This window comes from Sulfurospirillum oryzae (assembly GCF_025770725.1).
Classification (GTDB): Bacteria; Campylobacterota; Campylobacteria; order Campylobacterales; family Sulfurospirillaceae; genus Sulfurospirillum; species Sulfurospirillum oryzae.
The window spans coordinates 675,383-688,331 of the sequence record NZ_JANZKZ010000002.1; the positions used below are offsets into that span (position 1 = coordinate 675,383).

Sequence of the window (12,949 nt, forward strand, 5' to 3'; positions counted from 1 at the left end):
CTACTTCTCGTTAATTTTTGTTAAATTTTCACGTCTTTGAGTCGCTTTTTCTTCATCAAACGAGAGATTTAATGTTTGATTTAACAGATCCAAACTAAGCTTCTTGTCTGCATTGAGTGTCTCAGCTGTTACCTCACCGCCCAGTTTTCCTAACGCATAACAGTATTTGCCTTTAAGCGTTACATTGTTTTCATTGCCTAAAGCATTAATGCGTGTACATTTGTCCACCCATAAAAACGCATCCTCAGCATGATAATCATGTAAATACCCAAAGAGTTTAACCGTCTCAAAAAATTTGAGTTTGACTTCAAAGAAAGGGCTTACTTCCAAATTTTCACTTATATGCAATAAAATCGGAAATTTGTAAAGGGTTGAACCTATTTTGAGATTGTTTTTTGTTGTATCCAAAACTAAGTCTTGCTCAATTTTTGGAAATTCCCAAAAGCGACTAATCTCTTTTGACCATGCGTTTAAAAGCTTATCGAGATCTTTAAATTCTTCCATCAAAGAAGATTCATCACCCAACAGATTTCTGCTTAAACCCACACTGGCTTTATAGCCTAAAAAAGGTAGAAGTGTCGCACTAATATCAAGTGTACTTCCTGTCTTCTCAACTTTATCGCCATGGCTAAGACGTGGATCAATGATCATAAATTGATTGCGACGTTCACCCTTCATTAGATCGTCAATCGCCATATTGTGCATCGCAAGATGATCAGATGCTACAACGATGATCGTATTTTTACCATAAGGGGAGTCTTGAATCTGCTTAATAAATTTTGAAATCAACTCATCTGAACAAATAACCGCATTGAGCATGGAATTGCTTCCATCTTTATACTGTTGTCGTTTACAACTTTTAGAAACATGCCCGTAAGGATGGTGTGTGTCCATTGTAGAGACGAACATCGCAAATTTTTGTTTATTTTTGGAAAACTTTTTAAAATCATTCATCGCTATTTCAAACAGCGTGTCATCATAAAGTCCCCACGGTGTTTGATAACTTTGATTTTGAAGTGATGGTTTAAGCTCTTTGATGCCTTTTATATCATCAAATTGATGGGTTTTATAGAGTTTATCTACGCCTGCAAACTCTAGCGGCGAACCACTGCGATAGATGAGCTTATAGCCTTCTTTATGAAGCATATCACTCATACAAACAGCACCGGAATAAAAGGTGCTCATCTTAGACATCGAGTTGCCTTGTGGAGAGTTTGAACCCGTAGAAGGCGTCACCAAAGGAATACCACACATAACAGATGTCATACCCGCAATTGTCCAACTGGTTCCCCACGCTTGTTTAATCTGCGTAAAGGAGGTGCTTTGTTCTCTTATAGGACGTAAATCTGTGACTAAAGAGGGAAATATTTTTTCATCAAAGTAAGTGTCCTCAAAACTTTCGGCAAAGATATAAACAAGATTAGGATGGTTTTCGCTAATAGATGTGAGCGAAGCTGTCTTATAATAATCCGAAAAACTGTACTGAAGGCTTAATGGATTTTCAACACCAATAGCATTGAGTACACTCTCACCTAAAAACCGAATCGTTGGATGAAGAATCAAAGCAGCACTCAATGCAGATGCTGAGATAATGCGTTTGAGTTTCTGATGCTCTTGCAAAACACTATTTTTAAGTAACCGATAATAAAAAACGGAAAGCGCAAGGCTGCCAATTAAAAGGGCTATTGCCGTTGCAATGATTAAATAATAATCACCAAAGCCAGAGCCATCAAGTCCATAACGTAGATGGAAGATGACAGCATCATTAATGCCTTCTCCTGTGAAATAGTTAGAGACAATATAAAAGGCACTAAGCACCATATAGATAAAAATAGTCATCGCACCGATCATGGCGCTTTTAGGACTATGCGTACGATTTTTAGAAGTAAAGAGCGCGATAAGAAAAAGTCCTGCGGATAACCATAGTATGTTATTCATTGTTGTTTTTATTCCTCTTTTATTTTAGGAGCGTATTATATCTTGTTGTTAAAAAATTGTATAAAAAATTGTTCTTTTTGCAAACTGATTAAATTTTAATCAATTAGTTGAGCATATTAAAATCCGCTAAGTGATACAATTTCATCAGTTCAACATTTTAGGAGGATTTCATGAGAAGTAAACTACTTTCTCTCGCAACATTGTTGCCTTTATCAACATTGTGGGCTGCAGAAGAAGCGGCTTCAGAAGCAACAGCAGAAGTTGCTGAAAAGGTTTTAACCCTTGACGTTGGTAACACTGCGTGGGTGTTAACAGCAACAGCATTGGTCATGCTAATGACACCAGCTGGTTTGGCACTTTTTTATGGCGGTATGTCTCGCTCTAAAAACTTGCTTAACACAATTGCAATGAGTGTTATGGGTTACATCGTGGCAGCCGTTGTTTGGGTCATAGCAGGTTACACTTTGGCGTTTGGTACAGATATCGGTGGTGTTATCGGTTTTGACAGCCTCTTCCTAAGTGGCATCAAGGTAACAGACCTTTGGGCAACTGGTAGCATTCCTGTGCTTCTTTTCGTTGCATTTCAAATGACTTTTGCAGGCATTACAGTTGCTCTTGCAAGTGGTGCTATCATTGAGAGATTAAAGTTTTCAACATGGATCGTTTTTGCGGCTATTTGGATTCTAGCGGTTTATGCTCCTATTGCTCACTGGGTATGGGGTGGCGGATTTTTATCAAAACTTGGCGTTCTTGACTTTGCGGGCGGTACCGTTGTTCACATCAATGCTGGTGTTGCAGGTCTAGTCGTAGCGCTTATGTTAGGTAAACGTGCAGACTTTGGTAAAGCGATGTTCCCTTCATCTGTAACACTTACTGTACTTGGTGCAAGTATGTTATGGTTTGGCTGGTTTGGATTCAACGCAGGTAGCGAATTAGGAGCTGACGGTATTGCGGCAAGTGCATTCCTTGTAACCAACACAGCAGCAGCGACAGCAGCACTTTCTTGGATGGCAATTGAGTATGTAACTTACAAAAAGTTCACACTTCTTGGTATCGCTTCTGGTATCGTAGCGGGTCTTGTTGCGATCACTCCAGCAGCAGGTTTTGTTGACACAGCAGGCTCTTTGATTATCGGTGCAGTTGCTGGTATCGTTGCATTCTACGGTGTAAATGGCTTGAAAAAAGCACTTAAATACGATGACTCACTAGACGCATTTGGTATTCACGGAGTAGCAGGTATCTGGGGCGCACTTGCTACTGGTATTTTTGCTAACCCAGAAGTGAATGAGCTTGGTAAAGGTTTACTTTATGGTAACGCAGATCAAGTGATGATTCAAATTGAAGGTATCATTGTAACAATCGTCTATACCGCAATCGTTACAGCAGTTGTCTTTAAAATCGCGTCTATCTTAACCGGTGGTGCAAGAGTAAGCGCAGAGGCTGAGTCACAAGGTTTGGATGAAGTAGAGCACGGCGAAAAAGCCTTCAACTTAAGATAATAAGGATCTAAAATGAAAAAAATCGAATCAATTATCAAACCATTCAAACTTGAAGATGTCAAAGATGCTTTAGCAGAACTTGATATCACAGGTATGACAGTGAGCGAAGTCAAAGGTTACGGAAGACAACAAGGACACTCAGAGCTTTACAGAGGCGCTGAGTATGTCGTTGACTTCTTGCCAAAAATTAAAATCGAAGTGGTTGTTGTTGACGAGCTTGTTGACAAAGTCATCGATGTTATCGTCAAAAGTGCGCGCACTGGCAAAATCGGTGATGGAAAGATCTTTGTTTCTAACATCGAAAAAAGTGTTCGTATTAGAACCGGTGAGCTTGATAACGAAGCTGTTTAGTCTTTATGTGGGCAGATCATTCTGCCCACAACTCTTCCTCTTCTTCTCTTAAATCTTTTTCTTCTTTCATACGGTAAGTCATCACAAGATTAAAGCAAAGCTCACTCAGCATCATCAAATCCCACATGGAAAGTATCTCTAAAAAAGGCATTCCCTCTTCGAGCTCTTCAAAATTAATCTTACATGTAAACGTATAGGCATCATTAGGAGCGCCAAGTTCGGGAAGGTTGAGCGAGTATTGAAACGCGAAAGTCATGTCAGCATTGCGCCCCATACGACGAATGCGTTTGAGTGTGCCATCAAAATCTTTTTCACTTAAACGAATTTCGGAGTGGATGTTATGGGAGAGGACATTGCGGACAAACGAGACAATATCAAAAAAGTTCTCGTACTGCTCACCAAAGAGCTTTTGCATAAAAATTTTAAAAGGGCTATCGAACCTTAGGCTCTCAACCGTCGCCATGCAAATGCCACGAAATGCATTGAACTCAACAAAATACTCAAAAAGAGAGATCTCCTCTTTTTTGGTTTGACGCGCATTGGCTAACAGCTCTTGAATGATCTCTGCATTAAAGTAATAAGCCTTGTCGTTTTCATATTTTTTGACCACAAAAAGACTTCTATCGTTTAAATCCTCTGTTTTAGAAAGCTTGCCTAAAAACTCTCCCATGTGCAAAAAGTAGAAGTTTTGCTCTACAAGCAAAAGGGCATCATCGAGTAAAATTTCAGTATCGGTCATTTCACTTTTTCCAATTTCACTTTCATCTCTTGATAAATGGCGCAATTGCCCTCTTGGCTCATGGCATGAGGGGTCAGTCTGTTGGCATTTTTTGCTCCACTGTGCAAAAGCAAGCAGTCATCACGCAACTTATCGCTTGGCATGACTGAGTATTCGGCACTCCCATAGCAATTACTAAGCCGTACTCTCTCTTCTTGCTCCAAGCCTAAACAAAGGGGCACATAAAGATAATCGTCGGTGACAAATTGCGAATTGAGCGACTTGTTTTGCTTTGCAGCAATGAGAAAAAAGCCCTCCTCTTCCATAAAGTCATCCTCAAACTCTTCTAAAAATTCAAACTTACCGCTTTTCGTGTAAAACGTTTTTTCATACGGCAAATCTATGTATGTTTTAGAGATTAAAAAGCCTTCTTTTTCAACGCTGTTAGAGGCAATAACACCCTCAATAATACGCTCTTCACTCTCAAGAGGATTAAATCCAAACGTCTTTAAAAGTGTTTGCGTAAGGTCGTATTCACTGATGCCTACTTTGCTCTCCACCAACTTTGGCATACGCCCTATAAAAGAATGACCGTAGCTTAATTTCAGATCTTCTTTTGCCATAAATGTTTTAGCAGGAATGACTAAATGTGCCTTTGCAGATGTCTCATTTTCATGCAGCCCAAAATAAACCACGCATTTTGCTTTATCAATCCCCTCTACGACTTTAGAGGTACAAGGCATTTGGCTCAGAGGGTTGCCACCTTGAATAAAGATAAGATCGTATTTGCCAAAATTGGCAATAGGTAAAGGCTCTTTTTTCGCCTCCACTTTAAATGGAGCGTCAAAACCAAATCCACTATTAGAGAGATACCCAACGCCACAACCTATTTTTCCAAAAAGCCCTAGCATGGCTCCAAAAGCATCAATGGCACGCAAAACACTGTGTCCAAAGCTGTATTTTTGCACACCAATACCCACTAAAATAGAGACTTTTTTACCTTTGATAAGGCGGAGTAACTCGCCTATCTCATCCAAATTCACCTGCGCATTGTCGAGCAATTTACGCATAGGAATACCGCTGATAAAATCAAAAAAATCTTTGTAATTCAGCGTTCGTTCTTTTAAAAAAGTTTGATCTTCCATCTCTTCCATTGCCACTAAACGACAGAGTAAAAGTGCTAAATAAAGATCACCTTTGGGTTTAATCTGAATGTGAAGAGCGGCATTGCTGGTGAGGTCGATTTTGACAGGATCAATGACGATAAGCGTTTTGCCTTTTAAGGAGGGAAGCATGTGCGAGTTCGTGACCGTAGGGTTTCGTCCCCACAAAATAACCACTTCAGCATCTTTTACATGTAAAGGTGAAAGAGCGAGGTTTGCGCCTCTACTCTCACACACACCCGCATCGCCTGCCTCATCACAAAGTGAGCCAGAAGCAAGAGTAGCTTTATGGTCTGCAAAAAAGCGCTTTGTGACACCTTGCATGATGCCTAAGTTGCCACTCCCTTTAAAAAAAAGTGTTTTTGAGGGTTCATGCACTCTTAGTTTCTCGCTTAAAATAGCAAGTGCTTCTTCCATTTTGACACTTTGCCCCAAATAGCGTGGCTCCTCAATGCGTTCAAAGGTATGGAAGTGGTTGAGATGGTGGCAGAGGTACCCTTGTGTGATCGGATGATCTTTATTGCCTTTGAGCTTGAGCTCTTTTGTGACAGCGATACTGCATCCATCAAAACAATCCAGTGGGCAAGTAGTCAAGCGCATCGTTATACCTCATTGCAGAGTTAATTAGATGCAATTATACCTCAGTTATCCAAATGAAGCAGTTTATCTTCCAATATTTCTAAGGTCAATGTTTCATACGTTTCAAGATCAATGTGTTGATACTGCATAATCAAATTCTGCTCACTCAAAAGTTGATCGACTTTAGAATAATCCATGTGCGTATGAGGCTTTACATGTAAGACTAAAAAATTATCACTGTATACCCGAACAATAATGGCATCAGGATAAATTTCTTTAATGGTTTGAGCAATTAAATGCAAAAATTCATCGCCTTTTTTCCAACCATATTGTTTATTGTAAGAGGCAAAATTAGTGCAATTGAGGTGATCAATACAAAGCATTTTAAAGCGACAGTCATTTGCGTGAGCAAAGAGAAATTTGAGATAATTGACGTTATAAAAACCTGTCAGTTGATCACGGAAATAGTATGAAAAACGCATCTCCTCCAGTAAATCTTTTGGCATCTGCGTTGTGTCTTCAGGAAGTTTGATGCCTGCAAAAACGCTGTGCGCAATCTCAACAATAAACGGGTTAAATTGTTTACCGCTCTCCTCTTTTAAAATACTCAAAGCTTCTTCGAGGCTCAAACTTTTACGATATGCCCTATTGGTTGTCATTGCATCAAAAGCATCTGCTACCGTAATAATTTGTGAGAAAAAAGGAATGTGCTCGGCTTTAAGACCATGGGGATAACCAAGACCATCATAACGCTCATGATGGTGCAGCACAACATGGGCAAGCAAGGAGAATGGTTCACGAGAGAGCAATTCATAGCTTGCTGTTGAATGGCGTTTAATTAAGGAGTATTCAATGGAACTCAGTTTATCAGGTTTGAGCAAAATAGCATCAGGAATTTCGATTTTACCGATGTCATGCAACATTCCTGCTTTGTAAATAAAGTCAGCATCATCACTGCTATATCCCATTTCAATAACAAGCATCTTGGCATATTCAGCCACTCTTTGGCTATGCCCAGCAGTATAACTGTCACGTTTTTCCATCATGTCAATGAGTGCGTACATGCTCTCTTCATACATTTTTGTTTTTTCGTTCAGATAGTTGCGCCCGCGTGCATGAATCCACCAAATTGCAAAAAGCCCCAAAAGCCATGTTCCCAAATAGGTCACAATAAGAAAATAAAAACTTTGCGGATTTGCCTTAAAAAATGCGGGTACTTGCATCTGAATTGTTGTGTAACCTAGTAAATCCCCAATCGCTGATTCTTTATGGACATGGCAAGAGATACATGCTTTATTGGCAAACATAGGCTTCACATAAAAAAGATATTTCGTGCCTTCATTTTCATAAATAGTAAAACTATCATGGCGCTCTTCTTTAACATTGTGAAAAGCTTTTTTAATAGAAGGTTTCAAATCTGAATGCGTAAAATCTTTGGAAACAGGGGCAATGTCAAATTCCATGTTACTCTGTTTTGCAAGGAGAGCAAGAAGATCTTTGAGGGAAAAATTCGTTCGAAAATTATAACGTTCATCATCACTCATCGCTTTTGCTTTTTGCTCATAAACCCAAAAAACGAAGGCAAGAGACTCTTCGGCTACGCCTTTGATTCGTTCTAACGAGTTTTCTTCGATGTGTTTTTCTTCGTTATAAAATTGATACACCACGAAAACTGTTGTTAAAAGCGTCCAGAAGATTGTTAATAAAATAGCAATTTGTTTAAAATATTTAATACGTTTGCTTACTGACATCTATTTTGGTAATCTTTTCTTTATATAGTTAAAATAATTTAACTTAATTATGCCAAAATTAACCTTAATGAACTATTGAAGCAGAAAAAGTGAAAGCACACCCAAAAGTGCGCTTTCACCCAAGAAGAAATTAAATACTGATCTCTTTAATATCAGCAATTGATTTAAACGCGTTGTAGATAGAGGCAATTAGATTTTGACGATTGGCTCGCACACTTAAATCTTCGGTGTTAACCATAACGTTATCAAAGAACGCATCAATTTGCGGTTTAAGTGCAAATAAGACATCCAAGTTCTCTTCAAAAGAGTTATAAGTTTTAGAGACAACCACTTTAAAAGCAGCGTAAAGCTCTTTTTCATAGCTATTATCAAAGAGTTTTTCATCCACTGGAGTTTCAGTTGAAACATCCATGTTTTTGATAATGTTCGCTACACGTTTAAAGGTTGAAAACATCTCTTTAAACCCATCATCTTGAACGATAGTTGAGAGTGCTTTAATCTTTTGTGAAAGCCTGACAATATCTCGCTCACCGCTGCTGATAACTGCCGTAATGATGGAAGGATTGACATCGAAGAATTGGTACATTCTCTCTAAAAAGAAGGTTTCCAAGACATTAAAATCAAACGATTTATACGATGCGCTCAACGCTTTAAGGTCATTTTTGATGTCAAAAGCAATGCCTTGGTCGAGTACGATTTTAACAATACCATTCACCGCACGGCGAAGCGCATAAGGGTCTTTATTACCGGTTGGAATTTTGTCGATACTAAAAAGCGCGATAAGAGAATCAAGTTTATACGCAAGAGCTGGAATGGCGCTAAAAAGTGTGCTTGGAAGCGCACTCTCTTCAGAGTTTGGAAGGTACTGCTCTTTCAAAGCTAATGCAAAAAGTTCATCTTCACCCATGGCATTGGCGTAGTAGTAACCCATCAAGCCTTGAAGTTCCGTGAACTCGTAAACCATCTCGCTTAAAAGATCGCTTTTGCTGTACATGACGGCTTTGTCCATGAGTGCCGTTAAGCTTGAAGCATTCAGACGCGCATTTTGTGCAAGGAGTGTTGGTTGGTATTTGCTGGTTAAGTATGTCGCAATCGCTTTTTCGCGAAGCTCCTTGTCAAGAAGTGAGCCCAAACCATCAAGGTAAGTAATGTCTTTAAGCCCTTCATAGCTTAGACCGTGTTTAAGGTCATTGTCCAAGAAGAAGAGTGCGTCAGAAAGACGTGCGCGAAGCACTTTTTCATTACCTCGAACGATTAGGTCATAATCATCGCTAATCGCGTTTGAAACCACGATAAAGCGGTTGGTCAGCTTACCCTCTTTAAAGACAGGGAAATAGCGTTGGTTCTCTTTCATGGACGTGATGATAACCTCAGGCGGTAAACGCAAAAATCGCTCTTCAAAGCTACCAATGAGGGCTTTTGGATACTCCGTAATCGCCACAACTTCCGCTAAAAGGTCTTCATCAATTTCGATGTGAATTCCCTCTTTTTTCTCAATCACTTTAAAATCATTTAAAATGATCTCTTCGCGTTTTGTAGGGTAAAGCACCACGCCACGCTCGCTGAGTCTGTCAAAATAATCACCCGCAAACATATAGGCAAATGGCTCATACGAAATGGTTCTGTGCGGGTATGAAAAAGGAGTGGATTCTACGCCAAAAAGAGAGAAAGGTACATGCTCGTCACCTAACATACAGCCAATCCAACGAATAGGACGAATAAAACTCTCTTCCAAAAAGCCCCAACGCATAGACTTTCCAAAATTAAGCCCTTTGATAAAACTCTCAATCATTGCTTGAAGAAGGTTTTTCGAGCTTTGTCCTGCAATGGTTTTTTTATAGTAAAGAACCTCTTTACCATCTTTTTGAGCTTGTGAGACCTGAGCAAAATCAACACCGCATTTTTTTGCAAAACCAAGTGCCGCAGGCGTAGGTTCGCCATCTTTAAGCGCAACACTTAAAGGTGCTCCAAAAAACTCCTCTTCACGCTCATTTTGCTGTGTAGGAAACGCTTCATGCCAAAGCACTAAACGACGTGGTGTGTAGTAAAATTTAAACTCGCACGCCAGCGCATTTTTCTCTAAAATATCAAGCCATAATGTTTCAATATTGGGGAGTTCTTTCAAAAAAGGGATTGCAGGGAGTTCTTCAACACCTATTTCTATCAAAAGGGGTTTGATCATTGATTGACCTTTACATGTAAATAATTTGATCTGATTGTAACCAAAAGTTGGTTAAATCGTCCTTTTACATGCAAAGGAATTTGGGAGTTATCGGCTACTTTTGCACTGCCCTACAAGCTTGGTAAAAAGCCAAATAGAAGGACAAAAATCAGTAATGGCCCAAACAACAATCATAGCGATAACAAATCCAAGGAGCATCGTGCCATAAATTGAGCCTGCACTCATCAAACAGCACGCGATAAACAAGACCAAAGCCATCGTCAAACGTTGGAGTTTTTCAGCACAGATCATTTTGAGTCCTTTGTTATGATTAATATAATGTATAACTATAAAAGTAAAGGGCTTAAAAAGGTGTTATATTTTTGTGTTAAAACGCTAATGTATGGAAAGTTGCAGTTATGGGAAAATGATCTGAAAAGCCCTCTCCTTGATGAACACCTCTGCCTCTATCGCTTATTTGCCAGCGTTTTGGATCATTTTTATCATCAAGCATATAAGGTTTTTTAAAGACGGTTAACGATGAAGGTATGTAGTCAATGCCTTTGCCATCACTCAGCGTTTTAGGAATAAGAATATGATCTAATGTGCTTTTTTGTTTGCCATAACTATGCGAATAGCGTTGATCTTGTGGCAAGTCATACCAAAGATTGTATAAAAACGCATTTTTATCTCCGGCATTCAGCACATTGACCAACCCCATTCCCCAATCTTTTTGAACCTGATAAGGAGAGTTGAAGTCGCCTAAAAGAAGATACTCTTTACCCTTTTCTTCTTTGATGAGAAAATTATGCAACGTGGTGGCATACATCAAACGCTCATCTTCTTTCTCTTTTTGCGCAGGCCAATGGTTGATAAAAACATCTAAAGTTTTGTTGTCAATTTTAAGTGTCACTCGATGAATCCCTCGCGCTTGATCTTTCATAAAAAGTGACGATGTTTTTTCAATAGGAAAACGTGAAAGAAGTGCTGTTTCAATGTTCACACGCTCTTTTTTGTTAGGGTAAAAGGTATAAGGGTATGCCTTACTCCCTAAAGCAGCATTGAGCTTTTCAAGAACGGCTCTGTTTTCGACTTCTTCAAGTGCTATAATATCGGCATTAACATCAGCAATCACACGAGCAATATTGGTAATTTTGATCTGTAACATCGCATCACTCCAACCATGCTTGTTATTAGGGATGTACTCTTCGTACTCATTCCCATCACTTTTGGCATCAAAGAGGTTTTCGACATTGTAGGTTGCAACTTTAAATTCTAAAGCACAGAGAAGAAGAGGAAGAAAAAGAAGGCAAAAACGGATCAATTCTCACTCCCGATCATCGGCTCAAACTCACCTGATTCAGTGTTAAAATACTCTAACTCACCTGTTTCTAAATGATAATACCACGACCTTATAAAAAGCTCACCTTCATTGACTCTCTTTTGCACATCAGGATAGGTTAAAAGATTTTTGGACTGGAAAAGAAGCGAAATTTTCTCGGTTAATTCAAGTCGTTTTGCATGACTTACATCTTTACTCAGTTTTTGTGTCACATAGTTTTTAGCATCAAGTCCTAATTCAAGCCACTTTTTGACATGGACTAAATTAATGTCAGTAATATGGGTATACATCGTTTCAATAGCCCCACAATGCGAATGCCCACAAATGATGATGTCGGTTACCTCAAGAACAGAAACCGCATACTCAATGCCCGCAGCAGTAGCGTGATAGTCGTTATCGGGGGCAAAGGGAGGCACAAAGTTACCAATGTTACGGAGTACAAAAAGATCTCCCGGAGAAGCAAGTGTAATTAAAGAAGGGTCAACCCTCGAATCACTGCAGGCAATAAATAGAACCTTTGGGTTTTGACCATTTTTAACAAGATCCAAAAACTTATTTTCATACTTTTTAAATTTGGTATCTTTGAACTTTTCATACCCACTAATTAGATCTGCTATCTTCATCAAACACCCTCTTTACGATTTTCACCATTATACAAAAAGAGCATGAAAAAGAAATTACGAGAATGAACTAAACGTATTGATTATTTGGCATGAAATGAAAAACTTGTCCCGCTACCATTTAAATCAGGCGTAAAAGTCACATAAGTATCAACCATTTCACCACATGCTTTAAAAACCCACTTTTCACTCCAAACGTTTTTAAAAGAAGTATTGTCTTTCGTTATCGTGTGAGGCTCTTCAGTGACTTGCATATCAAATAAAACGATCTCTTTGCAGGCTTTTTGTTTGGCATTCACCATTGCCATCCCCATGCCTGAGACCATCGCATCTTTTATCAAAAGAGGTGACGCGTTGCTACTTCCAGGGAAATAGGCTTTAGCCTTTGGAACTTCACCATTTTGATCAGCAAAAAACAAGCTATTATAGACTTTTGTTTCTCCACAACGCTCTAGTGAATATCGAAAATTCCAAATTCCTTTAAGTGGATTTTGCTTATCTTGCGGAAAATCAATAGGCTGAAGGATGGATACACCGATAGGTCTGACTTTGTACTCAGTCTGGCACCCTTGTTGCAGTCCAAACTTACGGTCTTCCACTACACCGTGTTGATATAGCATATTGATCATAGGGCGTGAAAAGACATAAGATATGGCGCGTTGATCGCTCATTAATTCTGTACTGTTAGAAATCACCTGAGCATGTACATTTGCAGATAAAAACATAGCCATCATAGCAAAGATACAATTTCTTCTTAACCAATATTTTCGCATTCTAAGCTCCAATTTTAATAGAATATCATTCGCTTTAAGATACAATTATTTATT

Annotated in this window: 11 protein-coding genes; 2 read left to right on the plus strand and 9 right to left on the minus strand. The window is 39.0% G+C overall.

The window, feature by feature from the left end; all coding sequences use genetic code 11:
• On the minus strand, nt 1–1,938 hold the full coding sequence (locus tag N0B29_RS07835) for a sulfatase-like hydrolase/transferase (RefSeq protein WP_263833145.1): 1,938 nt from the start codon (nt 1,936–1,938) through the stop codon (nt 1–3).
• A gap of 170 nt (nt 1,939–2,108) precedes the next feature.
• Here N0B29_RS07835 and N0B29_RS07840 point away from each other — a divergent pair, with 170 nt between their 5' ends.
• Together N0B29_RS07840 and N0B29_RS07845 are read left to right on the plus strand one after the other, a co-directional pair.
• A complete protein-coding gene (locus N0B29_RS07840; protein WP_263833146.1) occupies nt 2,109–3,437 on the plus strand; it encodes an ammonium transporter in 1,329 nt (442 codons plus the stop codon).
• A 12-nt stretch (nt 3,438–3,449) separates the two neighbouring features.
• A complete protein-coding gene (locus N0B29_RS07845; RefSeq protein WP_263833147.1) occupies nt 3,450–3,788 on the plus strand; it encodes a P-II family nitrogen regulator in 339 nt (112 codons plus the stop codon).
• Nucleotides 3,789–3,804: 16 nt separating this feature from the next.
• Here the strand turns inward: N0B29_RS07845 and N0B29_RS07850 are convergent, their stop codons facing one another.
• The 8 genes from N0B29_RS07850 to N0B29_RS07885 form a co-directional block, all read right to left on the minus strand.
• Entirely contained in the window at nt 3,805–4,572 is a 768-nt protein-coding gene (locus tag N0B29_RS07850) for a hypothetical protein (RefSeq protein ID WP_263833148.1), read from the minus strand.
• Entirely contained in the window at nt 4,524–6,269 is a 1,746-nt protein-coding gene (locus N0B29_RS07855) for a molybdopterin-dependent oxidoreductase (RefSeq protein WP_263833149.1), read from the minus strand. The genes N0B29_RS07850 and N0B29_RS07855 overlap by 49 nt, the downstream gene beginning before the upstream one ends.
• Nucleotides 6,270–6,310: 41 nt before the next feature.
• Nucleotides 6,311–7,999 (minus strand): bifunctional diguanylate cyclase/phosphohydrolase, encoded by a 1,689-nt coding sequence (locus tag N0B29_RS07860; RefSeq protein ID WP_263833150.1) that lies wholly within the window; start codon nt 7,997–7,999, stop codon nt 6,311–6,313.
• A gap of 130 nt (nt 8,000–8,129) precedes the next feature.
• Nucleotides 8,130–10,181 (minus strand): glycine--tRNA ligase subunit beta, encoded by a 2,052-nt coding sequence (gene glyS / locus N0B29_RS07865; RefSeq protein WP_263833151.1) that lies wholly within the window; start codon nt 10,179–10,181, stop codon nt 8,130–8,132.
• An 87-nt stretch (nt 10,182–10,268) separates the two neighbouring features.
• Nucleotides 10,269–10,472, minus strand: a complete 204-nt coding sequence (locus tag N0B29_RS07870) for a phosphoribosylaminoimidazole synthetase (protein WP_263833152.1) — start codon at nt 10,470–10,472, stop codon at nt 10,269–10,271.
• A gap of 76 nt (nt 10,473–10,548) precedes the next feature.
• On the minus strand, nt 10,549–11,484 hold the full coding sequence (locus tag N0B29_RS07875) for an endonuclease/exonuclease/phosphatase family protein (protein ID WP_263833153.1): 936 nt from the start codon (nt 11,482–11,484) through the stop codon (nt 10,549–10,551).
• The gene (locus tag N0B29_RS07880) at nt 11,481–12,125 is read right to left on the minus strand and encodes a carbonic anhydrase (RefSeq protein ID WP_263833154.1); all 645 of its coding nucleotides are present in this window, start codon (nt 12,123–12,125) and stop codon (nt 11,481–11,483) included. Before N0B29_RS07880 ends, N0B29_RS07875 begins: the two co-directional genes overlap by 4 nt.
• An 80-nt stretch (nt 12,126–12,205) precedes the next feature.
• On the minus strand, nt 12,206–12,895 hold the full coding sequence (locus N0B29_RS07885) for a hypothetical protein (RefSeq protein WP_263833155.1): 690 nt from the start codon (nt 12,893–12,895) through the stop codon (nt 12,206–12,208).
• Between the last annotated feature and the right edge of the window lie 54 nt (nt 12,896–12,949).